We start from the raw sequence: 23,557 nt of genomic DNA, 5'->3' as shown, positions 1-23,557 counted from the left end.
TGGGGTGATGCTGCACGGTCTGTGGTCGCCGGGATCGGGCTTGCTGCTCTGGCAGGAGGCTCCGGTCGTCGCGCTATCCGAACCTCTGGGCGGGGTACTGGCGGCGTCGAAGTTCCGGCATCGGGCACAAGTGCTTGTCAGCGGGTCGCAGGAGGCGACCGAGCAGGTCAGGGCGCATGCGATGGTGCCCGCGACGGCCGCCGTCGCCTTGCGACAGCGGCTGCCGGCCGATGCGGTTTCGGGGGATCTACGGTTTCTCGCGCATGTGGCGCACGGGGTCGAGCGGTGGGTGCGGGCCGGCCGGGTGGCGCCGGAATTACGCCGCGACGATGGGCAGTGGTGGGTGCGCTGGCGGCTGGTCGGTGGCGAGCGCCAGCGTGCCTGGCTCGCGGAATTGGCGGTGGCCATGCCGCCCGCACTGCGCGTCGCGGGGAAGCCGGGCATGTTGCTCGAGGATATGGTGACCGAACTCGCCGATCCGATCGTCCGGGAGCTGCTGGATCCACCACCGTCGGCGCATCCGCTGGTGGCCGCACTCATCGATGACATCGCCCTGGATGGCGGCAGCCATCAGCTGGCCGAGGTGCTGGAGCGCTGGCGGGCGAGTCTGACCGGAGACGAGCCGGAGTTGGTGCTGCGGCTGCTGGAGCCCGAGGGCGATATCGCGCTCGGCGAGGCCGATACCGATGACGTGGTGGCGCTGTGGCGACTGCAGGTTTGTCTGCGCGCCGATGGTGAAGCACCGAATCCGGTTCCGCTACTGGGTGATCCGGTGCTGGTCCGCACCGCGATCGAGAAATTGGGCGAGGCCACGCGGGCCTATCCGCGCCTGCGCGACCTGCCGAACGATCCGCAGTCGATGGACCTGCTGTTACCGACCGAGGTGGTCGCGGATCTGGTCGAACACGGCGCACATGCGCTGCAGGCGGCGGGGGTGCGGCTGCTGCTGCCGCGGGCCTGGAATATCAGCGCCCCGACCATGCGGCTCCGTGTGGAGAGCGCCGTACCCGCCGCCGAGAGCACGGTGGGTATGCGCGGACTCGTCTCTTACCGTTGGGAACTCGCCCTCGGCGATACCGTGCTGACCAAGGCCGAAATGGCACAGCTGATTCGTTCGAAATCGGATCTGGTGCAGCTGCGCGGGGAGTGGGTGCAGGCCGACCACAAGGTGTTGGCCGCCGCCGCCCGCTATGTCGCCGCCCATCTCGACGATACCGAAATCACCTTCGCCGATCTGGTCGGCGAACTTGTCACCGGCCATGTCGAGAAGGTGCCGATCACCGAGGTCAGCGCAACCGGCTGGGCCGCAGACCTGCTGGACCAGACCCGCGAGCCGGTACCGGTGACTCCGCCGGTCGGTTTGAAGGCGCAGTTGCGGCCGTATCAGGAGCGCGGGTTGGCCTGGCTCGCCACTATGAGCCGCTACGGCGTCGGCGGAATCCTGGCCGATGACATGGGACTCGGGAAGACCGTGCAGGTATTGGCCCTGCTCGTGCACGAGCGCGAGGGCGCGGGGACCGACGGCGCTGGACCCACGCTGCTGGTGTCCCCGATGTCGGTCGTCGGCAACTGGCAGCGTGAGGCCGAGCGGTTCGCCCCTGATCTGCGGGTGTTGGTGCATCACGGTGCAGGCCGCAAGTCCGGCACGGAACTGGGCGAGGCCGTCGCGGATGCGGATCTGGTGATCACCACATACTCGCTCCTGGCAAGGGACGCAGCCGAATTGGCGCGGCAGCAGTGGGAACGGGTGGTGCTCGACGAGGCGCAGCACATCAAGAACGCGGGGACCAGGCAGGCCAAGGCGGCGCGGGCACTGCCCGCCCGACATCGGTTGGCGCTCACCGGAACTCCGGTGGAGAACCGTCTCGAAGAGTTGCGCTCGATTCTGGACTTCACAATGCCGAAAGTGCTCGGTAGCGCACAGACCTTCCGTGCCCGATTCGCCGTCCCGATCGAACGCGATCGGGATGAGAACGCCATCAGCCGTTTGCGCACCGTCACGCAGCCGTTCGTACTGCGCCGGGTGAAAACCGATCCCGCCGTCATCAGCGATCTGCCGGAGAAACTGGAGATGACGGTGCGCGCCAACCTGACCGTCGAGCAGGCGGCATTATACCAGGCGGTCGTCGACGACATGCTGGCCAAACTGAAGGATGCGAAGGGTATGGCGCGCAAGGGAGCCGTACTCGGCGCACTGACCCGGCTCAAACAGGTCTGCAACCATCCCGCGCACTTCCTCGGCGACGGCTCCGGCGTGCTGCATCGCGGCAGTCACCGTTCCGGCAAGCTCGCCCTGGTAGAGGACGTACTCGATGCGGTGCTGGCGGACGGTGAGAAGGCATTGCTGTTCACCCAGTTCCGCGAATTCGGTGATCTCATCGCGCCCTATCTGACCGAGCGCTTCGGCACGGCGATCCCGTTCCTGCACGGTGGTGTGCCGAAGAAGCGGCGCGACACCATGGTCGAGCGCTTCCAAGAGCCGGTCGGCCCACCGCTGATGTTGTTGTCGCTCAAGGCCGGTGGTACCGGCTTGAATCTTACAGCGGCCAATCACGTTGTGCACCTGGACCGTTGGTGGAATCCCGCCGTCGAGAACCAGGCCACCGACCGCGCCTTCCGGATCGGTCAGCAGCGCAATGTGCAGGTGCGCAAACTGATCTGCGTCGACACCATCGAGGAGAAGATCGACGAAATGATCAGCGGTAAACGCCAGCTCGCCGATCTGGCCATCGGTGCGGGCGAGAACTGGATCACCGAATTGAGCACGGACGAATTGCACCGGCTCTTTGCCCTCGGCGCGGAGGCGGTCGGCGATTGAGTCCCTTCGACGACTACCGCAAGTACGGCCAGCGTCGCCCGGTGCGTGGCGGGGTCGAAGCACGCAGCCGCCGTGGCGGATTCGGCCGCACCTGGTGGGGTAAGGCCCTGATCGAGGCGGTCGAGCAGATGGCCGAACCCGGTCGACTCGCGCGTGGCCGCACCTATGCCAGGGCCGGACAGGTCGTGAGCTATCGGATCGAACCCGGTGCAGTCACCGCGGAAGTGCAAGGGAGTCAGCCGCGCCCGTTCACCTCGGTATTCGCCATTCGGCCACTGCGCGACGAGGAACTCGAACTGCTCATCGAGACCATCCGTACCACGCCGGGTGTACTGGGCGAAATCGCCTCCGGTGCATTGCCGACGAGCCTCGGCGAGCACCTGCTCCCGACCACGGCCGCGGATCTCGACTTCTCCTGCACCTGCCCGGATTCCGGCTGGCCGTGCAAACATGTGGCCGCGCTCTGCTATCTGCTCGCCGAACGCCTCGACGAGCGCCCTCGCGAAATCCTCACCTTGCGCGGCCTCGACCTGGACACCCTCATTATCGGCATCGAACGTGCAGCGGCCCCAACAGTCTCCGACGACCCCTACGGCGACCGCGCCGCATTGCCCGATCTCCCGAAGGTCGAATTCCGTCCCGCCATCGATGACCTGGACCCGACCCTGTTACGCCGCGCACTGCGCATGACCGCCGAGGACGAACCGATGGCCGCGGCCGGACTGCGCGATCTCCGCGCACTCTACGAAGCCTTGGATCGCTGATGTTGTCCGGTCGGTCCGGCTGCCAACACCGCCGCGAAACACAATGTGGCAAACCCGATCGTCGGGTGCTGTCATGACCGACGATCTGGGGGCGGCCGTGTATCTCGATCGCCCGGTGCGTCGGGTGGTATCGCTGGTGCCGTCACTGACCGAGGCCGTCGCGGTGAGTCGTCCCGAAGTTCTTGTCGCGGCGACGGATTGGTGCACATATCCCGCAGAGCTGGACGTCGAGCGGGTGCGCGGCACCAAGAATCCGAATGTGCGCCGAATCATCGAACTCGCACCGGATCTGGTGCTGTGCAATCAGGAAGAGAATCGCCGCATCGATGTGGAGCGGCTGCGGGATGCGGGAATCCCGGTGTGGGTCACCAGAATCGAAACATTGCACGAAGGCTTCGCTTCGCTGCGTCGACTTTTCACCGAAGCCCTGAACGGTTCGGTGCCGGATTGGCTTGTCGAGGCCGAAATATCCTGGGCCGCACCAACTCCCGAACTGCCGCGCAATACCGTCATCCCTATCTGGCGCAACCCCTGGATGGTGGTCGGCCGCAACACCTTCACCGGCGACCTAGCGGCCCACCTCGGCCTCCGACTCGTGCACGCCGACCGCGCCGAGCGCTATCCGCACGTCTCCGAGAACGAGCTGACTCGCGATGTCGAACTCGTCCTGCTCCCCGACGAACCCTACGTATTCACCAGATCCGATGGCCCCGATGCCTTCCCGGGCCTGCCGGTCGCTTTGATCGAAGGCCGCAGCCTCACCTGGTACGGCCCATCCCTGGCCACCGCCCGCGAAACCCTGACCCGCCAAATCGCCGAAGCCTTCATAGCCTGACCGCTACGGATCGAAATGCCCACCGCGCCGAGTAGCCCGGTGTTATTCGATTCGGTAGGTTCGTTGGGCATTGGTTCGGAAGATCTGCTCCAGCTCCTGGTAGCCGCCGCCGTGCTCGGTAATTGCCGTGGCGACGATCTCGGCGCTGTCGGCGATGGTCGTAATCGGTTTGTCCACTGGAAAATTGGAGCCCCACAGGAGTCGGTCCGCGCCGAAGACATCGAAGGCGTGTTCGATGAGCGGGCGAATTCGATCCAGCAGTATTGGAATCGGTGTCGACGTGCCGCGTGGCGGGACCGGGTGGCCGAGGATCGGCATCATCAAACCACTGACTTTCGCCACCACATTGGGGTTTTCGGCGAGCGCGGTGAGATCGTCGCGCCAGCGGACGAAAAGTTCCCGGCGCAGACCCGGATTCGATCCGGTGCGTTTGCCGACCGGGCCGAAAATCCCCGCGGGTGTGGCGAGATGGTCGAGCACAATCGGGACTTCTGGATAGCGCTCGGCCAGTGCCGTCACATCGGGTAGCGCATGGGAATACGCCCAAGCCTCGAAGGACAGCCCGCGCTCGGCCAATGCCGCGAAGCCATCCAGGAATTCCTTGGTGGTGAGTGCGCTCTCGCGGTCGGTATAGGGCCGGACATCCGGATCCGGATGGTGCGCGACATGCGCGCGAATGCCGCGCAGCAGCTGCGATGCGGCCATATGGGCATCGAGCAGCACCGCGAAATCCGGTGCCGCCGGATCGGCACTCCCGATGATTGCGCCGAGTGCCGGAGGGTCGCCGGTGAATGGCAGCTCGGCCACCCACTTCGTTTCATCGGCCGCGGCCAGCGTCCCCTTTCCGGTCCAGCCGACCTCGATATGAACGATCGACTCGATCGGGACACCATCGGCGTCCGCGCGGTAATTCGCGGGCAGATATGGATTGGCATACGCGGTCGGATCCCCGACGAATTCCCGGTCCCGGCGCGGTGCCACCCGCTTGGCCAGATCTATCGGAATGGGCAGCATCCGGAGCAACTTCGCGGTCTGGCTGAATTCGCGCGGTGTGCGGAACGGATCCCATTGATGAATATGGCTGTCGATAATCCGGATATCCGAGAGATCCATGTCCGCCGTCCCGATCACGCCGAAGGCCCTGACTTCGCGATTGTCACACGCGCGCGGGCGGGTGCGTTCGGAATCAGTGGGAACCGTATGCGGACAGGAACGTCCGCACCGCCGCATCGGCGATATCGCGCTGCTCGGCATCGCTCACCTCGCGGGTACCGAGCCGGGACCGCGCCTCCAGCGGCGCGGTGAGCAGGGCGAGCAGTTGTTCGGCGGCCTGCGCCGGATCATCGGTCTGTAGCCGACCCGAAAGGGCGAGTCGCGCGAGCCGATCGGCCAGCGCCTCGGCTACCCGCCGCGAGGTCCGCTCCAGCACAGTGTCGGCCAGGTCCGGGAACGCTGCGAGCTGCGCGTAGGTCAATGCGCGTAGCGAACGGGCGCGCTCGCCGGAGCATTCCACGAGCAGTGCGCGCGCCATCGTGATGAGGGCGACGGACAGATCGTCGCCGGGCTCGCGGAGGCGATCGACGATCGCGAGGGTTTCGGCGGCCACGGCATCGGCGGCGGCCAAAACGGCGTGCCGGAAGAGGGTCTGCTTGTCATTGAGGTGGTTGTAGACCGTCGGTTTGGCGACGCCCGCCTCGTCCGCGATCTCCTGCACACAGGCCTTGTCGTAGCCGCGTCGCGCGAACACGGTGAATGCGACGTCCAGGATCGCCTGCCGCTTATCGATGCGGCCGCGCGCCGTGGTCGTACTCGTCACCCCTGCATAGTAGCGCCTGAATGAACTGTTGGGTTCACTCTTGTGCATCTACCGGTCAGTTAGCTAGATTGAACTCGCTGGTTCAAAACAGGAAGGTTTCCATGATCGTTCATCTGCTGCGCTTCGGGTTCCGTGAAGAGACGACCGAGGCGCAGAAGGCCGAGGTACTCGCGTTGATGAAGCGCACCGCATCGGTCGAATCGGTGTCCTTCGCGACCGTCGGCCGCAACCTCGGCGACGCGAGTGAAGGGCTGACCCACGCCTATTGCGTCGGCATCGAGGATCTGGCGGCGCTGGAGCGCTATATGCACGATCCGGTCCACCTGGCCGGTGACCCGCAGATCATCCCGCATTTCCAGAAGATCGCCATCGGGCCCGATGTATCGGATGAGCCGGATCCCGAACTGCGCGACAAGATCATGGCGCTGCACGCGGCCAAGCTGACGAAGTACCCGGAGTGGGCACGTCAGCTGGATTCGATTCCGGAGGTGCGAATCTTCTGACGGCCCGACCTATTTCACACGTTGCGGCGGTACTGGCCGCCGACGGTGAAGAAGGTGTCGGTGATCTGTTGCAGCGTGCAGACCCGGGCGGCGTCCATCAACACCTCGAAGATGTTGTCATCGGTGCGGGCCACCGCGTCCAGGCGGGCGAGTGCGGCATGTGCGGAATCGCGATGGTTGTTCTGGAATTGGCGCACGCGCTGCAGCTGTGACTGCTTCTCGGCCTCGGTGCCGCGGGCCAGTTCGATGACCCGATGCGGTTCGCCGTGTGGGTTGCGGAAGGTATTGACGCCGATGATCGGCAGCGAACCATCGTGTTTGCGGTGCTCGTAACGCATGGATTCGTCTTGGATCTTGCCCCGCTGATACCCGGTCTCCATGGCGCCGAGGACCCCGCCGCGCTCACTGATGCGCTCGAATTCGGTGAGCACGGCCTCCTCCACGAGATCGGTGAGCTCATCGATGAGAAAGCTACCCTGGAGCGGATTCTCGTTCATCGCGACGCCCCACTCGCGGTTGATGATGAGCTGAATGGCCAGCGCGCGGCGCACCGATTCCTCGGTGGGGGTGGTCACCGCCTCGTCATAGGCATTGGTGTGCAGGCTGTTGCAGTTGTCGTAGATGGCGGTGAGCGCCTGCAGGGTGGTGCGAATGTCGTTGAAGCTCATCTCCTGTGCGTGCAGTGACCGGCCCGAGGTCTGCACGTGGTACTTCAACTTCTGCGAACGCTCATTGGCGCCGTAGCGATCTCGCATGGCGATGGCCCAGATGCGCCGCGCCACCCGGCCGATCACCGAATATTCCGGGTCCATACCGTTGGAGAAGAAGAACGACAGGTTCGGCGCGAAATCGTCGATCCGCATGCCACGCGCGAGATATGCCTCGACGTAGGTGAATCCGTTGGCGAGGGTGAAGGCCAGCTGGCTGATCGGATTCGCGCCCGCCTCGGCGATGTGATAGCCGGAAATCGAGACCGAGTAGAAGTTGCGAACGTCGTTGCGCACGAACCATTCCTGAATATCGGCCATCATGCGCAGACTGAATTCGGTGGAGAAGATGCAGGTGTTCTGGCCCTGATCCTCCTTGAGGATGTCGGCCTGAACGGTGCCGCGCACGGTCGCCAGGGTGCGCGCCGTGATATCCGAGGCCTCCTCGGCGGTGGGCTCGCGGCCCTCGGCAGCCGAGAAGCGTTCCAGCGCTTGGTCGATGGCGGTATTGAGGAAATAGGCCAGGATGGTGGGGGCCGGGCCGTTGATGGTCATCGATACCGAGGTGGTCGGCGCGGTCAGGTCGAAGCCGTCGTAGAGCGCCTTCATATCGTCGAGTGAGGCGATCGAAACGCCGGAGGTACCGACCTTGCCGTAGATATCCGGGCGTTCGGCGGGATCGTGACCGTAGAGCGTCACCGAATCGAAGGCGGTGGAAAGTCGGGTCGCCTCCGCATGTTCGCTGAGCACCTTGAAGCGCTGGTTGGTTCGGAACGGATCGCCCTCACCGGCGAACATTCGCGCCGGATCCTCGTTATCACGCTTGAACGGAAAGACGCCCGCGGTGAACGGGAACCGTCCGGGCAGATTCTCCGAGCGCAGGAATCGCAGCAGTTCACCGTGATCGGTGCAGCGCGGCAGCGCGACACGCGGAATCGAATTGCCGGACAGCGTCTCCCGGCGCAGTGGGGTATGGATCTCGCGATCACGAACCCGAACCACCTGCTCCTCGCCCCGATAGGATTCGGCCAGTGCGGGCCAACCCGCGAGCAGTTCGGCATTGTCGGCATGCAGTGCGGCGCGGGCTTTTTCGGCGAGATTGGCGATCGCGGTGTCATCGGGCAACTCGGCCGCCACCTGTTCGAGCCGCTGCGAGCGTTGTGCCGCAACGATTTGCGTGGCGGTATCGGCGTGGTAGTCGCGGACCGTTTCGGCGATCTCGGCGAGATAGCGCACCCGGGCAGGCGGGATGATCTGGGCGAACCTGGTGGAGGAGCGGGTGTCCACCTTCGGAAGTACGCCGGGCTCCATGTGCAGACCGTGCTCGGCGAGCAATCCGGTGAGGTGCTGGTAGAGCGCCGTCGCTCCGTCATCGTTGAAAGTGGCCGCGCTGGTGCCGAATACCGGCATTTCCTCGGGCGCCTTGACGAACTCCTCGCGATTGCGAATCAACTGGCGTGCGACATCACGCAGCGCGTCTTCCGCGCCCCGGCGCTCGAACTTATTGATCGCCACCACATCCGCGCAATCCAACATGTCGATCTTTTCCAGCTGGGAGGCGGCACCGAATTCCGGTGTCATCACATACATCGATACGTCCACGTGGTCGGTGACGGCGGCATCGCCCTGGCCGATGCCAGGGGTTTCCAGAATCACCAGGTCGTATCCCGCTGCCTTGCAGGCGGTGACAATGGCGTCGATATTGCGCGGCAGTTCGTGTCCGCCGCGAGTGGCCAGGGAGCGGAAGAAGATGTGCTCGCCGTCGAGGGCGTTCATCCGGATGCGGTCGCCGAGTAGCGCGCCGCCGCCGCGTCGCCGGGTCGGATCGACCGCGAGAATCGCGACGCGCAACTTGTCCTGCTGATCCGAGCGCAGCCGGCGCACCAATTCATCGGTGAGCGAGGACTTTCCGGAACCGCCGGTGCCGGTGATGCCGAGTACCGGCACCATGCGCGCGGCAGCGGCCGATGCCAGGGTCTGCCGATCGGACTCCGACAGCGTGTCCTGCTGCAGACAGGTGATCGCGCGGGCGAGCGCGGCCCGCTCACCGGCGAGTACCGCGCTCAGCACCGGCGGCTCCGCGCCGAGATCGAAATCGCAGGTGCGGATCAGCTGATTGATCATGCCGGGCAGGCCGAGTCGCTGGCCGTCCTCGGGGGAGAAGATGGTCACCCCGGATTCGGCGAGGCGCGCGATTTCCTCGGCGACGATCACCCCACCGCCACCACCGAAGATCCGGACATGGTCGGCACCGGCCTTCTTCAGTGCGTCCGCGAGGTATTCGAAGTACTCGACATGTCCGCCCTGATACGAGCTCACCGCGACGCCCTGGGCATCCTCGGTGAGCACCGCATCCACGACCTCGGTGACCGCGCGATTGTGCCCGAGGTGAATGACCTCGGCGCCCTGCGCCTGCAGGATCCGCCGCATGATGTTGATCGCCGCGTCGTGCCCGTCGAAGAGCGCGGCCGAGGTCACGAATCGGACGGGATGGGTGGGCGTGTAGAGCGCAGTGCTGTCGGCCACGGGGGTCCTCCGGGGGGAGATCCTGTTTGGCGCCCGATACTAGGACGTCAAACTAATCTTACGGTGATGACGGTCACAGCGCCAGATGGATGGGCCCCGCATCGATGGCCGATTGTCCGGGGGGCCACTGACCGTGAGTTTGTTGCATGGCAGGGCCGAATCATCGAGCGGGCCAAGGGATGCGCATCCCGGCGCCGCGGTGGAATCGGTCGTCGATGTCGGCCGGCTGGCCTGTCGATCCGGCCGCCCGATGGGGCGCCGGTGACTTACGGTTCGCTCGGCAGTTGCTGTGGGATAAGTCACACTGCTCTATTTGCTTGGACATCCAACTATAGGATGACCGTAGATCGCGTATTGGCGGTGTCGACTACGAGAACAGGACTGGCATGGTTCGCGAACTCACTCACTACATAGGCGGACAGCACGTCGCCGGGACCTCGGGCAACTTCGGCGATGTCTTCGACCCGAATACCGGCCAGGTGCAGGCGCGGGTGCCGCTGGCGAGTAGGGCCGAGGTCGATGCCGTTATCGCGAATGCGGCCGAGGCGCAGCGGGTGTGGGCCGCATTCAATCCGCAGAAGCGGGCCCGCGTGCTGATGAAGTTCCTGACCCTCGTGCAGGACGAGATGGATTCCCTTGCGGCCCTGCTGTCTGCCGAGCACGGCAAGACCATTGCCGACGCCAAGGGTGATATTCAGCGCGGTATCGAGGTCATCGAATTCGCGGCGGGTATTCCGCATCTGCTCAAGGGGGAGTACACCGAGAGCGCGGGCACCGGCATCGACGTCTACTCCATGCGCCAGCCGCTCGGTGTGGTCGCGGGCATTACCCCGTTCAACTTCCCGGCCATGATCCCGCTGTGGAAGGCCGGTCCGGCATTGGCATGCGGAAATGCCTTTGTGCTCAAGCCATCCGAGCGCGATCCCTCGGTGCCGCTGCGGCTGGCCGAACTGTTCCGCGAGGCAGGTCTACCCGCGGGCGTATTCAACGTGGTCAACGGCGACAAGGAAGCGGTCGACGCGATCCTGCATTCGCCGACCGTCAAGGCCGTCGGCTTCGTCGGTTCCACCCCGATCGCGCAGTACATCTACGAGACCGCGACCGCGAATGGCAAACGTGCGCAATGCTTCGGCGGTGCCAAGAACCATGCGATCGTCATGCCGGACGCCGACCTCGACGATGTCGCCGACCAGCTCATCGGCGCGGGCTATGGCTCGGCGGGTGAGCGCTGTATGGCCATCTCGGTCGCCGTGCCGGTCGGTCAGGACACCGCGGATCGCCTGCGCGAGAAGCTGATCGAGCGGATCGACAAGCTGAATGTCGGACGCTCCGACGATGCCGGTGCCGATTTCGGCCCGCTGGTCACCAAGGACGCGCTCGGCCGAGTCGAGAACTACGTCCAGATCGGCGTCGATGAGGGGGCCGAGCTGGTGATCGACGGCCGTGGCCTCGCGGTCGACGGCGCCGAGGGCGGGTACTTCACCGGCGCAACGCTTTTCGACAGAGTCACCCCGGAGATGCGGATCTACAAAGAGGAGATCTTCGGCCCGGTGCTGTCGATCGTGCGGGCCAAGGATTACGACGAGGCGCTGGCCCTGCCCAACGAGCACGAATACGGCAACGGCGTAGCGATCTTCACCCGCGACGGCGATACCGCACGGGATTTCGCCGCCCGCGTGCAGGTCGGCATGGTCGGGATCAATGTGCCGATTCCGGTGCCGATCGCGTACCACACCTTCGGCGGTTGGAAGCGTTCCGGATTCGGCGATCTGAATCAGCACGGTCCGGATTCGATTCGCTTCTACACCAAGACCAAGACCGTTACCCAGCGCTGGCCATCCGGGCTGAAGGACAGCAACCACTTCGTCATTCCGACGATGGACTGAGAACCCACCGACGGGAGGTCGACGATCGTGTTCGCACTGAATGACGACGAGCGCGCCATTGCCGAAATGGCGCGCGACTTCGCCGACGAATACCTCGCCCCGAACGCCCTGGAATGGGATGAGCAGAAGCACTTTCCAGTGGATGTGCTGCGCAAGGCGGGTTCGCTCGGCATGGGCGGGATCTACGTCGGCGAGGATGTCGGTGGTTCCGGGCTGCGCAGGCTCGATGCCGTGCGCATCTTCGAAGCGCTGGCCACCGGCTGCCCCGCCATCGCGGCGTATATCTCCATCCACAACATGGTTTCGTGGATGATCGATAGCTACGGCAATGCCGAGCAGCGCGACCATTGGCTGCCCCGGCTGGCCTCGATGGAATGGCTCGGCAGCTATGCGCTCACCGAGCCGGGTGTCGGATCGGATGCGGCGGCCTTGAGTACCAAGGCGGTTCGCGACGGTGACGATTACTTGCTCACCGGGGTAAAGCAATTCATCTCCGGTGCGGGTAGCACGGATGTGTACGTCATCATGGCGCGCACCGGCGATGCGGGTGCGCGCGGGATTTCGGCCTTCATCGTTCCAGCCGAAACACCGGGGATTTCCTTCGGTGCCAATGAGAAGAAGATGGGTTGGAATGCCCAGCCCACTCGTCAGGTGATTCTGGACAACGTCAGGGTGCCTGCCGCCAATATGCTCGGCGTCGAGGGCAACGGCTTCCGCATCGCCATGAACGGGCTCAATGGCGGTCGACTCAATATCGCCGCCTGCTCGCTGGGCGGCGGCCAGGCGGCGCTCGAGAAATCCGTGACGTATCTGGCCCAGCGCAAAGCATTCAACGCTCGGCTGCTGGATAACCCGGCATTGCAATTCGAGCTCGCGGATATGCGTACCGCGCTGGAGGCGGCGCGGACCCTGCTGTGGCGGGCCGCGGCCGCACTGGATGCCGATGCCGACGACAAGGTCGAGTTGTGCGCCATGGCAAAGCGCTTCGCGACCGACGCCGGATTCGAGGTCGCGAACAAGGCGCTACAGATGCACGGCGGTTACGGATATCTGGCCGAATACGGCGTGGAGAAGATCGTCCGTGATCTGCGGGTGCACCAGATTCTGGAGGGCACCAACGAAATCATGCGGGTGGTCGTCGCCCGCTCGGTGGTAGGAGCAGCATGACCGAATCCGAAGTTCTCATCGATAAGCGGGACGGACTCGGCCTGATCACGCTGAACCGGCCCAAGGCCATCAATGCGCTGAATCATCCAATGGCCCTTGCCATTTCCGACGCACTGCGCGTGTGGGCCGATGACGACGAGGTGCGCACCGTCGTCGTCACCGGCGCGGGGGAGCGTGGGCTCTGCGCGGGCGGCGATATCGTCGCCATCCACAACGACGCGGTCGCATTGCGCGATCGTTCCGCGGCGGCCGGCGCCGCCAATGCGGATTCGGCCACCGGCGTCTTCTGGCGCGACGAGTACATTCTGAACGCCTTGATCGGCCGCCATCCGAAGCCGTATGTCGTTGTCATGGACGGCATTGTGATGGGCGGCGGAGTCGGTCTTTCCGGCCACGGCAGCCATCGGATCGTCACCGAGCGCTCCAAGATCGGCATGCCGGAGGTCGGCATCGGCTTCATCCCCGATGTCGGTGGCACCTACCTGCTCGCTCGTACGCCGGGCGAAATCGGTACCCACGTCGCACTGACCACCGCGCGAATGCGCGCCGGGGACGCCATTGCCACGGGTTTCGCCGATTACTATGTGGCCTCGGAGCATATTCCGGCGCTGCTGGAAACGCTGCGGACCGAGACCGCCGAGATCGCCATCGCTAAATTCGCCACGGACGCACCGGAATCCGAACTCCTCGCCCAGCGGGACTGGATCGATGCCTGCTACCGCGCCGATACCGTCGAAGAGATCGTCGATCGGCTGCGGACGCACGGTTCGGCGGCGGCCGCCGAGGCCGCGACCGAACTGCTCGCCAAATCGCCGGTGGCACTGAAGGTGACGTTGCGTTCGCTGCGCGCGGCTCGGGCCGCGAAGAGCCTCGAGGCGGTGCTCAACGAAGAGTATCGCGTGTCCATCGCGGCGTTGGCTTCGCACGATCTGGTCGAGGGCATCCGCGCGCAGGTGATCGATAAGGACCGCAACCCGCAGTGGTCGCCCGCGACGCTCGCCGATGTCACCGCGGCGCAGGTCGATGCGTACTTCGCCGAATTGGGCGATAAGGAACTGGGTTTGGAGGCAGGCAAGTGATGAAGAAGATCGGTTTCCTCGGCCTCGGCCATATGGGCGGGCCGATGGCCGCGAACTTGGTCGAGGCAGGCTATGACGTGCTCGCCTTCGATCCGGTTCCCGCCGCACAGGAGCAGGCACGCAAAGACGGTGCCACCGTGGTGGATTCGGCCACCGCGGCCGCCGCGGGCCGCGATGTCGTGATCACCATGCTGCCCAACGGCAAGCTGGTTCTCGACGTCTACGCCGAACTGCTCCCCGCCGCGAATCCGGGCACCCTGTTCATCGACTGCTCCACCATCGATGTCGCCGACGCCAAGGCGGCCGCGGTCCGCGCCATCGATGCGGGCCACCGCGCACTGGACGCCCCGGTCTCCGGTGGTGTCGCGGGCGCTGCCGCGGGCACGCTGACCTTCATGGTCGGCGGCGATGCGGCCGACTTCGCCGATGCGCTCGATGTGCTCCAAGTGATGGGTGGCAAGGTTGTGCACTGCGGTGGCACCGGCGTCGGCCAGGCCGCGAAGATCTGCAACAACATGCTGCTCGGCATCTCGATGATCGGCCTGTCCGAGGCCCTGGTGCTCGGCGAGAAGCTGGGCCTGAGCCACCAGTCGTTCTTCGATGTGGTCTCGACCGCATCCGGCCAGAGCTGGGCGCTGACCAGCTACTGTCCGGTCCCCGGACCGGTGCCGACCAGCCCGGCCAACAACGACTACCAGCCCGGTTTCGCCACCGCGTTGATGACCAAGGACCTGGGCCTGGCCGCGAATGCGCTGCGCGATAACGACGTCGACGGCCAACTCGGCCTGCTCGCCGCCGAGATCTACACCCGGTTCAACCAGTCGCAGGCGGGTAAGGACTTCTCCGCTATCGTCACCGATATCCGTAGCCGATCTGACGTAGAGGGTGCCTGAAAATGGACGCATCGCGAAATGAGTCTGTGCGGGGTAGCGGCCGGGTGACGGGAGGGGCCGACTTCGAGACGATTCTGTTGGAGCGCAAGGGGCGGGTCGGCTGGATCACGCTGAACCGCCCGAAGGCGCTGAATGCGCTGAATGCGCAGGTCCTCGACGATATCATCGCCGCGCTCGACGAACTCGAGCACGATGACGCGATCGGAGCGATCGTCATCACTGGTTCGGAACGGGCCTTCGCGGCCGGTGCCGATATCAAGGAGATGCAGCCCAAGTCGTACATGGACATGTTCATGAACGACTACTTCGCCCGCTGGGATCGCCTAGCGCAGTTCCGCAAGCCGACCATCGCCGCCGTCGCCGGTTATGCCCTCGGCGGTGGCTGCGAGCTGGCCATGATCTGCGACATTCTGCTCGCTGCCGATAACGCGAAATTCGGTCAGCCGGAAATCAAGCTCGGTGTCATTCCGGGCATCGGCGGCTCGCAGCGCCTGACCCGCGCCATCGGCAAGGCCAAGGCCATGGATCTGGTGCTCACCGGCCGCAATATGGATGCCGATGAGGCCGAGCGCGCTGGCCTCGTGTCCCGCGTCGTGCCCGCCGCTGAACTGCTCGACACCGCACTCGAGGTGGCCGAAACGATCGCCTCGATGTCGCTGCCGGTCACCATGATCGCCAAGGAAGCCGTGAACCGGTCCTTCGAAACCACCCTCACCGAGGGCCTGCGCTTCGAACGCCGAGTCTTCCACTCGCTCTTCGCAATCGACGATCAGAAGGAAGGTATGAGTGCCTTCGTCGAGAAGCGTCCGGCGAAGTTCACCAACCACTGACGCGCCCCCAGCGCCGCGGTATTCGAACAAACACGGTGCCCGGCCGAGTGAATCTCGGCCGGGCACCGGTGTATTCGGGTGCCGGTGAATTCGATCAGCGGCGTCGCCGGAACGACTGCGACAGATCCGCCCGCTGTGGCGAACCCGACCGGCGCGGTGCCGTCGACGGTATACCGGTACAGCTCGGTCTGATAGATCCCTACAGCGGCAGACCACATCACCTGGCGGCGAGCATGATTGCGCCCCAGCCGTCCATAGAGATCCATGACTTGCGGCACGGCCAAAACACGTCAATTCGGCAACAGGCTGTGTACGTCATGCGCAGTGCCCACTGGATATGCGTGAGTGTGGCTCCGGCTGGTCGTGAGTGCTGACGATTGGCGGTTCAGTTGAAGGATGTTGCTGGGATGCCTACGACTTCGACGGGAGTGGGAGCGTGCACACCGCCCGGTGATTGGGCGGCGCTGTGGTCCACGGCGAGCAGTCCGGCGATGGTTGCGCCCAAGGCGATCGTCACCGCTACGGCGGCAATGAGTTTGCGGCGGCCGGTGGTGGTCGGCACCACGGAATCGGTCGGTGCTCCGCTGCGTAGGCGTGCCATGCGCACATGGCCGGTGGGGCGTTCCGCGGCGAGCAGAACCGCGCCGCGGGCCGAAACGTATTCGGGCTCCTCGTCGTAGATGACGGGGAGTTCGATCATTTCGGACAGTTCTTCGCGGATATCGGGGTTGCGCGTGCAACCGCCGAGCAAGACCAGTGCTTCCGGTTGGACGCCGGTTTTCTCGATCAGTTGGCGGACGAAAGATGCGGAGTGATGGATGCCCGCGGCGCACAGTTCGGCGAGGTCACTGCGGGTGACCACGGCACGCCCGTCGGAACTGCTGTCCATGGCGGTGATTACCCGTGCGCTGCTGAGTTCTTCGCGGTGCTTGCGGCTGGTCAGATTGTCGGTGAGTACGCCGCCGCGGGCCAATTGCCAACGCAGCAGTGCGTCGTAGCCGTCACCGCCGAGTACGGTGCTGCGTTTACTGGACAGGATGGTGTCGGTGCGGCAGTCGGCGTGGGTGACGGTCAGGCCGGAGCTGCCGAGGTCGTAGAGGATTACCGAGCCGGTGGTGGGCAGGCGGCCGGTGAAGCGCAGGTAGCGCAGCTGGGCCAGCGGTTCGTCGACAATGGTGAGTCGGGTGCGGCCCGCGGTGGTGCGGATGGCGTCGGCGTGCATCGGGCAGCGGCAGGTCACGGCGGTTCCGGTGATCAGCTCGTCGCGCCGGTCGGCAGCCGCGCGCATCTGACGGATCGCTTCGAAGACCGGTTCCTCGACCCCACCACCTGCCCGACGCGGCACCTGGCATCGATCAATCGGCGGGAGATGCGGCTGATCGGAATGCGTCAGCATCGCGCGAGCACCACCCGCGCCCGCCGATACACCCAGGACCAGCACCATGGACTCCATGGTGGACCCTTTCGGGTCCGCTGCCAAGGCGACCGGGCGGGGAATTCGCTAGTTGGATGCCAGACCGTTATCCGGCAGTCGTCCACGTTGGTGTAAAGACCGACCGGTCAGGATGTTTCGCTACTACCATGCGCCGACCATCGGGCCGCTTCATCGCCGGTGTCGAAGTCGCCTGCGGCATGGCGGAATTCCGCGAGCAGCTGCAGCAGGGTATGCAGCCGATCCGGCGGGAGACCGGGAACCGCGAAGACCTTCGCATTCAGTTCCTCGGTCGCCATGGCGACCAATTCCCTTCCAGCGGAGGTGATTTCGATCAGCGTGGCCCGCCGATCGCTGGGGTGCGGCACCCGCTCGACGAGCTTCGCGGCCTCGAGTCGATCGACGGTATTCGTCACGCTGGTCGGGTGCACCTGTAGTCGCGCACTGGCCTTCGCCATCGGGAGTCCGCCCGTCTTGCTGAAAGCAAGCAGCATGAGGAGTTCATATCTAGAGAATGTCAGACCAGTTGGTTTGAGAGCCTCGTCGACCCGGGCCATCACGATTTGCTGGGCCCGCACCAGCGAGGTCACCGCCGCCATGCCGTCGGCGACATCGCCCCAGCCGTGGCCGACCCATTGACGATGGGCCTCCTCGATCGGATCAACCGGAAGTGGACGTGGCCGCGACATGACCTCGATCATTCCATGTTCGGCCGCCGCTGCGGATCTTCTCCCGATCGGTGGGCGCCGCAAAGTCGCATTCTGGAGCGGTGGCCGAGGTTCCGGGGTCATCGGTTCGGATCACAGTGAGTGCAACCATGGGCAATTCGATGCGGCGACGGCAATATTCATCACGAGGCGGGCGTGGCTGAGTGGTTTAGGCAACGGTCTGCAAAGCCGTTTACGCGGGTTCAATTCCCGCCGCTCGCTCCGATGAGGGGGCGCCCCACGGGTGCCCGGCCCCGCGATACGCCACCGCCGGGCCGGGTGTCCGTGGTTCACGCCGCGTCGAAGGCCACAGCGTTACCGAGCACTTCGAGCTGGACGCGATCGCCCGTGGCCGGCGCCGCGACGCTGGCCCGGCGCACTCGCACCGGATCGCCATCGCCGCCCAACGCGATCGTCAGCATCACATCGGCCCCGCGGAACTCCACCTCACGCACGACTCCACTATTCGGTTCGCTATCCGAAACTACCTGCGCCACAAGCTGTTCCGGACGAATCATGATGGTCGACGGTCCGGTCGGCGCGGACTTCTGCACCGGCACCCGGCCGAGCGCGCATTTGGCCACATCGCCCTCGACCACGGCATCGAGCAGCACACAATCACCGAGGAATGTGGCGGTGAACAGATCTGTGGGCGCGGCGTAAACCTCTTCCGGCGTGCCGACCTGAGTGAATACCCCCTCGCGCATGACCGCGACCTGTTCGGCGAAGCCGAGCGCCTCTTCTTGGTCGTGGGTGACCAGGATGCTGGTCATGCCCGCGGCGCGCAGCGTCTCGGCCACGGCCTGCCTGGTCGTGGCCCGCAATCCGGCATCGAGTGCGCTGAACGGCTCGTCCAGCAGCATCAACCGCGGTTTGCGGGCAAGAGCACGTGCGAGTGCGACGCGCTGCTGCTGGCCGCCGGAGAGTTGATGGGGGCGTCGGTCGGCATAGGACGGATCGAGCGAGACCATCTCCAGCAATTCATTTACCCGATTCCGGCCGCGTCGCAGCCCGCCGAATCCGCTGTGCAGGCCGTAGGCGATATTCTGGCCGACGGTCAGATGCGGAAACAGTGCACCGTCTTGCGCGACGTAACCGACATTGCGTCGCTGTGGTGGCACCGAAAACCGATCACGGGTCACGGTTTCCGTGCCGATGGCGACCGAACCCGCGTCAGGAGTCTCGAATCCGGCGATCACCCGCAGCAGCGTGGTCTTACCGCAGCCCGACGAGCCGACCACCGCGGTCGAACTGCCGTTCGGTACTTCGAGACTGATCCCGCCGAGGACTTGGTGCTGGCCGAATGCCTTCGAAACGTCTGCCACGACAAGCCGACTCATAACCCGGCCGCCTTCCTGGATTGGGTGAACAGCAGATACGTCACCGGCACCGCCGCGACGATCATGATGAGCGCGTAAGGTGCGGCCGCGGCGTAGTCCAATTCGCCCGACAGCGACCAGAAGCGCATCGCGAGCGTGCGCGTTCCGCTGGGCGCCAACAGCAATGTTGCGGTCAATTCGGTCGCGACCGCGACGAATACCAGCGCGGCTGCGGAGGCCGCGGCGGGCGCGGTCAAGCGCAGCGTGACGCGCAGGAAGGTGACCGGCCCCGATTGACCGAGCGAGCGCGACACTTCCTCCAGCCCGACCGGCACCTGCGCCAATCCGGCCCGCACGCTGACCAGCGCCCGCGGTAGAAACATCAACACATAGGCCGCCACGACCATGCTCACCGTCTGATAAAGCGGTGGCGCCCACCGAATCGTGACCGTCACCATGGCCAGCGCGATCACGATGCCGGGCAGTGAACTCGTAATGTAGTTGGCGCCCTCCACAATTCGGGCGAAGGCCGAGGTGGAGCGCACCGCGATCCAGGCCACCGGGAATGCGCACAGCGTGGTGAGCAGCGCGGCCATCGCCGCGAGCGCGATGGTCTGCCCGAGCGCCGTGCCGATTTCGGTGAAATCCCAGACCCGCGCACCGCCGATGCGCAGCCAGCGCACGATGGTCCACAGCGGCACGCCGATCGCGCCGACGACCACCGCGGCGAGGGCGAGCAGAACCGGAATCGTGCTGGGCCCCAACGCGACCCGGACGGCCGCCCGCGGCGCACCGCTGCCGATCCTGGCGTAACGCGCCCTACCGCGTGCCCCCGCCTCGGTCGCGAGCAGCACCAGACAGCACAACACCAGCACACCCGCCAACATGCTGCCCGCCGGTCCGGCGAAGCTGGATTGGTACTGCTCGAAGATCGCGGTCGTGAAGGTGTCGAAGCGGATCATCACGAATGCGCCGTATTCGGCGAGCAGATGCAGCGAAATGAGCAGTCCACCGCCGAGAATCGCCAATCGCAACTGCGGCAAGATTATTCGGGTGAAGACCGCGATCGGACCGGAACCCAGCGCACGCGCCGATTCCTCCACCGCCGGGTCGAGACGGCGCAGTGTCGCCGCTGCGGGCAGATACACCAGCGGGAAATACGACATGGTGGAGATCACCACGCCCGCCCACAGCCCGTGCATGGTCGGGAAGACACTGACCCAGCCGTAGCTGTTCACGAACGCGGGCACGGCGAGCGGTGCCGCGAATACCGGCCCCCACCACGCCGCACCCGGCACATTCGTCCGCTCCACCACCCAGGCCAGTCCGACCCCGAGTACCACGCAGATCGGGACGGTGATGACCACCAGCCCGGCCGTATTGCGCAGCAGGTCACCGACTCTCGGGCGGAATACCAGGTCCGCCGCCTCGTCCAGGCCGGTGGAGAAGACGGTGGACACGATGTAGCCGAGTGGCACGAACGTCGCCGCCACCAACAGCAGCGCGACGGTCGTGACGAGTGGTCCGGGTCTTCCGACCCGGGGTGCGGCGACAGCGGTCCGGACGGCCATGACTAGAGCAGACCCGCCTCGGTCATCAGCGCCGTCACCTTCTTGGCATCGAGCTTGCTCGGATCGACGGCCGGCGCCTGCAGCGAGGCCAGCGGCGGCAGGGCCGGGTTGGCCGCGACATCACTGGCGACCGGGTACTCCAGCGAGGTGCCGTCGCGCAGGATCTCCTGTCCGGCCTTCGAGGTGATGAAGGTCAGGAACCGCTGCGCCGACTCCTGCTTCTTGCTCGACTTCAGCACGCCGCCACCGGAAACCGAGACGAAGGCGCCCGGATCCTGGTTCTTGAAGTAGTGCAGCGCGGTGTGGCTGCTGCTCTCCTTGGTATTGGCCTGATCGCGGTACCAGTAGTAGTGGTAGATCACGCCGCCGTCGGGCTGACCGGAGTCGACCGCCTTCATAGTGGCGACATTGTTCGGGAATGCGGTGGCATTGTCCTTCATGCCCTCGAGCCATGCCTTGGTCGCGTCCTCACCTTTGAGCGCGAGCAGGGCCGCCACAATGGCCTGGAAGTCGGCGCCGGAAACACCGGCGCCCCAGCGGCCCTTCCACTGCGGCTGCGCCAGATCGAGCAGCGACGCGGGCAGCTGATCGGCCGCGATCTTGTCTTTGTTGTAGACGAAAACCGTTGAGCGGGCGGCGATTCCGGTCCACTTCCCGGTGGAAGGGCGGAACTGCGCTGGCACCTGGTCCAGCGTCTGCTTATCGACATCGGCGAACAGTCCGGCGTTTTCCACCAGTGCCATGGCGGGGGAGTTCTCGGTGAGGAAGACATCGGCGGGGGAGGCCGCGCCCTCGGCGACCAGCTGGTTGCCCAGTGCGGTGTCACCGCCCTGGCGCAGCGTGACCTTGATGCCGGTCTCCTTGGTGAATGCGTCCGCCCATTCCTTGGTCAGGGATTCGTGCTGGGCGTTGTAGACGGTGATCTCGTTCTTGTCGTCCGAGGAATTCGAACAGGCCGTCACGCCGAGCGCCGCGACAGTGACGGCCAGCGCCGCGGAAATCGCTTTCCATCTGATCGACATGTTCGAGTCCTTCCGACACGTGCAAGGGTTCACTTCATATGATGAGGCTTACCTAAGCAAGATACCGCGTCCGAAGTGCGGCGCTGGTATCGGTCCGGCCGCAGCGCACGTGAGCGTGCTCGCCGGTCAGGACAGGCCCGAGAAGTCCCGCAGCACAACGTGATTGCGGTCGGTGAAGGTACCGAGCGTGTAATCCGGCAGCAGGCCGAAGTATTCACCTCTGGTGGTCGCGCTCCAGCGGCGGGCGGCGGCGGTGCGGGTCTTGTAGAAGTTGATCATGTATCCGCCCTCGTACAGGCGCAGCAGGCTGTAGCCGCCCGGATACTCCTTGACCGCGGCCACCTCCAGGAATTCCACCGCACAGCCGGTATCGGGACGAGTGCGGCGGTTGCGGTGGGTGTGGCCACTGTGCTGCAGGAATACGCCGGGGGCGCGTTCGTAGAGCGTCTGGAGTTCGATGCTGTCACCGCGATCGAGGACGAAACCCGGTCCGGCGGTATTGGTCAGTCCGGATTCGACGGTCACCGGGTGATGTCCGAAGATCAGCGTCGGGCGGTCCGGATCGGCGTGCAGCAGTTCGCTGAGCCGGTCGAATTGCGGGCGTTCGATGCTGCCGCCCGAACCGTCGAGTTGGCTGGTGTCCAGACCGAGCAGCCGCAGGCCGCCCGACTCGTGCTCGATCAGCTGCTGGCGCGGATGGAATTCCTGGGCCCAGCAATCGACATGATCCGCGGGTGCCGGGATGCAGCCCTGATATTCCGAGCCGATGTGCGGGCGGTCGTGATTGCCACGCACGGCGAGGTAGTCGCGGCCCAGTGCGCCCCAGGAGTCCAGGTGCCGACGAACCGAGCGCGATTCCTCCGGCTTCGCCTCGGCGGTGAGATCGCCCGCGATGAGCAGGATATCGGCGGCGCGGTCGGGGCGATGCAGATCATCGAGCAGGGCGGCCAGCATTACCTCCGGATAGGGCGGCAGACCGGGCTCCTGCCGGAAACCCGGCGGCAGATTATCGACGATCAGGCCGCTGACCTGCTCGCCGTAATGCACGTCATTGGCCAGCGCGATAGTGCGTAGTGGGCGGCCCGGCGGCGGCGCCAGGGTGGTGAATTCGCCGGTGGATTCCGGACTTCCGGGAGTGCTGGTGGTCAGTGAGAGGGCGGGCATGGCGCGGACGCCGTTCGACCATGCCTCGAATCGGTAGGGGCGGCCCGGTTCGAGGCCGTCGATCTCCGCATAGTGGAACGGGGTGTGCTCATCATCGGCATAGACGGTGGTCAGCGTGGAATCGGCCGGACCGAGGCGCACTTCGGCGTCCGTGTCGACCGGCAGCAGTCGACCGCTCGGATCCGGGGCCACCGTCGTCCAGGTGAGAATCACCGATCGGTCGGTGACCGTGACGACCTCCAGATCGGTTGCGAAGAGCGGATTCGGTTGGGCCCGAACCGAACTCGGATTCGCGAGGCTCGCCAGCGCGGCCAGCCCGATGGCGCTGAGGAAGGTCCGGCGCGACGGTCCGCAGCAGGTCATCCGACGAGGTTACGTCAGTTCTCACCCGACTCCGCCGAGCAGACCCGCCATTTCCCCTCTTCCTTCCGCAGGTGTTCGGTGGTTCCCGTAGCTGGCGCATGAGCACGTCGGAATCAATGCGGCGACGCAGATGTCCGCAGTCCTCGGGGCAGCCG

The 23,557-nt window shown here is 65.3% G+C and carries 18 protein-coding genes and 1 tRNA gene; 10 read left to right on the top strand and 9 right to left on the bottom strand.

The annotated features are described in order from the left end of the window. The first annotated feature begins 7 nt into the window (after positions 1-7). The 3 genes from AB0J29_RS15435 (at position 8) to AB0J29_RS15425 (ending at position 4,417) form a co-directional block, all read left to right on the top strand. Entirely contained in the window at positions 8-2,818 is a 2,811-nt protein-coding gene (locus tag AB0J29_RS15435; protein ID WP_364785368.1) for a DEAD/DEAH box helicase, read from the top strand. Continuing rightward, positions 2,815-3,582 carry an SWIM zinc finger family protein gene (locus AB0J29_RS15430; RefSeq protein WP_364785365.1) on the top strand — a complete coding sequence of 256 codons (768 nt, stop codon included), beginning with the start codon at positions 2,815-2,817 and terminating at the stop codon, positions 3,580-3,582. The genes AB0J29_RS15435 and AB0J29_RS15430 overlap by 4 nt, the downstream gene beginning before the upstream one ends. Positions 3,583-3,655: 73 nt before the next feature. Next, positions 3,656-4,417 carry a helical backbone metal receptor gene (locus AB0J29_RS15425; protein ID WP_364785362.1) on the top strand — a complete coding sequence of 254 codons (762 nt, stop codon included), beginning with the start codon at positions 3,656-3,658 and terminating at the stop codon, positions 4,415-4,417. Between the two features lie 42 nt (positions 4,418-4,459). Here the strand turns inward: AB0J29_RS15425 and AB0J29_RS15420 are convergent, their stop codons facing one another. Further along, positions 4,460-5,530 (bottom strand): amidohydrolase family protein, encoded by a 1,071-nt coding sequence (locus AB0J29_RS15420; RefSeq protein WP_364785359.1) that lies wholly within the window; start codon positions 5,528-5,530, stop codon positions 4,460-4,462. A 73-nt stretch (positions 5,531-5,603) separates the two neighbouring features. Further along, on the bottom strand, positions 5,604-6,233 hold the full coding sequence (locus tag AB0J29_RS15415) for a TetR/AcrR family transcriptional regulator (protein WP_364785356.1): 630 nt from the start codon (positions 6,231-6,233) through the stop codon (positions 5,604-5,606). A 101-nt stretch (positions 6,234-6,334) separates the two neighbouring features. Here AB0J29_RS15415 and AB0J29_RS15410 point away from each other — a divergent pair, with 101 nt between their 5' ends. Then, complete coding sequence (locus tag AB0J29_RS15410; protein ID WP_364785353.1) at positions 6,335-6,736, top strand: Dabb family protein; 402 nt, start codon at positions 6,335-6,337, stop codon at positions 6,734-6,736. 14 nt (positions 6,737-6,750) lie between these two features. Here AB0J29_RS15410 and icmF read toward each other — a convergent pair whose 3' ends face one another. Continuing rightward, entirely contained in the window at positions 6,751-9,969 is a 3,219-nt protein-coding gene (icmF, locus tag AB0J29_RS15405; RefSeq protein ID WP_364785350.1) for a fused isobutyryl-CoA mutase/GTPase IcmF, read from the bottom strand. 386 nt (positions 9,970-10,355) lie between these two features. Between icmF and AB0J29_RS15400 the strand changes: the two genes are divergently transcribed. Genes AB0J29_RS15400 through AB0J29_RS15380 form a run of 5 tightly spaced genes read left to right on the top strand, consistent with a single transcriptional unit; the run spans position 10,356 to position 15,824 of the window. Beyond that, entirely contained in the window at positions 10,356-11,855 is a 1,500-nt protein-coding gene (locus tag AB0J29_RS15400) for a CoA-acylating methylmalonate-semialdehyde dehydrogenase (RefSeq protein WP_364785347.1), read from the top strand. Positions 11,856-11,882: 27 nt separating this feature from the next. Further along, positions 11,883-13,022 carry an acyl-CoA dehydrogenase family protein gene (locus AB0J29_RS15395; protein WP_364785344.1) on the top strand — a complete coding sequence of 380 codons (1,140 nt, stop codon included), beginning with the start codon at positions 11,883-11,885 and terminating at the stop codon, positions 13,020-13,022. Next, positions 13,019-14,101 (top strand): enoyl-CoA hydratase/isomerase family protein, encoded by a 1,083-nt coding sequence (locus AB0J29_RS15390; protein ID WP_364785341.1) that lies wholly within the window; start codon positions 13,019-13,021, stop codon positions 14,099-14,101. Before AB0J29_RS15395 ends, AB0J29_RS15390 begins: the two co-directional genes overlap by 4 nt. Further along, a complete protein-coding gene (gene mmsB, locus AB0J29_RS15385) occupies positions 14,101-14,994 on the top strand; it encodes a 3-hydroxyisobutyrate dehydrogenase (protein WP_364785338.1) in 894 nt (297 codons plus the stop codon). Before AB0J29_RS15390 ends, mmsB begins: the two co-directional genes overlap by 1 nt. A 2-nt stretch (positions 14,995-14,996) precedes the next feature. After that, entirely contained in the window at positions 14,997-15,824 is an 828-nt protein-coding gene (locus AB0J29_RS15380) for an enoyl-CoA hydratase (protein WP_364785335.1), read from the top strand. Between the two features lie 385 nt (positions 15,825-16,209). Here the strand turns inward: AB0J29_RS15380 and AB0J29_RS15375 are convergent, their stop codons facing one another. Together AB0J29_RS15375 and AB0J29_RS15370 are read right to left on the bottom strand one after the other, a co-directional pair. Further along, complete coding sequence (locus AB0J29_RS15375) at positions 16,210-17,268, bottom strand: Hsp70 family protein (RefSeq protein ID WP_364785332.1); 1,059 nt, start codon at positions 17,266-17,268, stop codon at positions 16,210-16,212. A 116-nt stretch (positions 17,269-17,384) separates the two neighbouring features. Beyond that, the gene (locus AB0J29_RS15370) at positions 17,385-17,945 is read right to left on the bottom strand and encodes a MarR family transcriptional regulator (RefSeq protein ID WP_364785329.1); all 561 of its coding nucleotides are present in this window, start codon (positions 17,943-17,945) and stop codon (positions 17,385-17,387) included. Positions 17,946-18,113: 168 nt separating this feature from the next. Here AB0J29_RS15370 and AB0J29_RS15365 point away from each other — a divergent pair. Beyond that, positions 18,114-18,185, top strand: a tRNA-Cys gene (locus AB0J29_RS15365). Between the two features lie 68 nt (positions 18,186-18,253). On the opposite strand, the gene AB0J29_RS15360 is transcribed toward AB0J29_RS15365, so the two are convergent. The 4 genes from AB0J29_RS15360 to AB0J29_RS15345 all read right to left on the bottom strand — a co-directional run bounded on the left by AB0J29_RS15360 (position 18,254) and on the right by AB0J29_RS15345 (position 23,402). Continuing rightward, positions 18,254-19,303, bottom strand: coding sequence for an ABC transporter ATP-binding protein (locus AB0J29_RS15360; protein ID WP_364785326.1), 1,050 nt, complete (start codon positions 19,301-19,303; stop codon positions 18,254-18,256). Next, entirely contained in the window at positions 19,300-20,853 is a 1,554-nt protein-coding gene (locus tag AB0J29_RS15355) for an iron ABC transporter permease (protein ID WP_364785323.1), read from the bottom strand. The genes AB0J29_RS15360 and AB0J29_RS15355 overlap by 4 nt, the downstream gene beginning before the upstream one ends. A gap of 2 nt (positions 20,854-20,855) precedes the next feature. Beyond that, positions 20,856-21,875 carry an iron ABC transporter substrate-binding protein gene (locus tag AB0J29_RS15350; RefSeq protein WP_364785320.1) on the bottom strand — a complete coding sequence of 340 codons (1,020 nt, stop codon included), beginning with the start codon at positions 21,873-21,875 and terminating at the stop codon, positions 20,856-20,858. A 126-nt stretch (positions 21,876-22,001) separates the two neighbouring features. Further along, complete coding sequence (locus AB0J29_RS15345; RefSeq protein ID WP_364785317.1) at positions 22,002-23,402, bottom strand: metallophosphoesterase; 1,401 nt, start codon at positions 23,400-23,402, stop codon at positions 22,002-22,004. Positions 23,403-23,557 lie beyond the last annotated feature (155 nt).

This window comes from Nocardia sp. NPDC049707, assembly GCF_040674855.1.
GTDB lineage: Bacteria > Actinomycetota > Actinomycetes > Mycobacteriales > Mycobacteriaceae > Nocardia.
The sequence above is the reverse complement of the archived record's forward strand: the minus strand, read 5'-3'. Positions and strand labels throughout refer to the sequence as shown.

What these genes read in the sequence shown, in the direction of transcription:
- AB0J29_RS15420 (WP_364785359.1), bottom strand. Translation starts at nt 5,530, where the DNA reads ATGGATCTCTCGGATATCCGGATTATCGACAGCCATATTCATCAATGG.
- AB0J29_RS15410 (WP_364785353.1), top strand. Translation starts at nt 6,335, where the DNA reads ATGATCGTTCATCTGCTGCGCTTCGGGTTCCGTGAAGAGACGACCGAG.
- AB0J29_RS15360 (WP_364785326.1), bottom strand. Translation starts at nt 19,303, where the DNA reads ATGAGTCGGCTTGTCGTGGCAGACGTTTCGAAGGCATTCGGCCAGCAC.
- AB0J29_RS15390 (WP_364785341.1), top strand. Translation starts at nt 13,019, where the DNA reads ATGACCGAATCCGAAGTTCTCATCGATAAGCGGGACGGACTCGGCCTG.
- AB0J29_RS15355 (WP_364785323.1), bottom strand. Translation starts at nt 20,853, where the DNA reads ATGGCCGTCCGGACCGCTGTCGCCGCACCCCGGGTCGGAAGACCCGGA.
- AB0J29_RS15370 (WP_364785329.1), bottom strand. Translation starts at nt 17,945, where the DNA reads ATGTCGCGGCCACGTCCACTTCCGGTTGATCCGATCGAGGAGGCCCAT.
- mmsB (WP_364785338.1), top strand. Translation starts at nt 14,101, where the DNA reads ATGAAGAAGATCGGTTTCCTCGGCCTCGGCCATATGGGCGGGCCGATG.
- AB0J29_RS15375 (WP_364785332.1), bottom strand. Translation starts at nt 17,268, where the DNA reads ATGGTGCTGGTCCTGGGTGTATCGGCGGGCGCGGGTGGTGCTCGCGCG.
- AB0J29_RS15350 (WP_364785320.1), bottom strand. Translation starts at nt 21,875, where the DNA reads ATGTCGATCAGATGGAAAGCGATTTCCGCGGCGCTGGCCGTCACTGTC.
- AB0J29_RS15380 (WP_364785335.1), top strand. Translation starts at nt 14,997, where the DNA reads ATGGACGCATCGCGAAATGAGTCTGTGCGGGGTAGCGGCCGGGTGACG.
- AB0J29_RS15345 (WP_364785317.1), bottom strand. Translation starts at nt 23,402, where the DNA reads ATGACCTGCTGCGGACCGTCGCGCCGGACCTTCCTCAGCGCCATCGGG.
- AB0J29_RS15425 (WP_364785362.1), top strand. Translation starts at nt 3,656, where the DNA reads ATGACCGACGATCTGGGGGCGGCCGTGTATCTCGATCGCCCGGTGCGT.
- AB0J29_RS15435 (WP_364785368.1), top strand. Translation starts at nt 8, where the DNA reads ATGCTGCACGGTCTGTGGTCGCCGGGATCGGGCTTGCTGCTCTGGCAG.
- AB0J29_RS15400 (WP_364785347.1), top strand. Translation starts at nt 10,356, where the DNA reads ATGGTTCGCGAACTCACTCACTACATAGGCGGACAGCACGTCGCCGGG.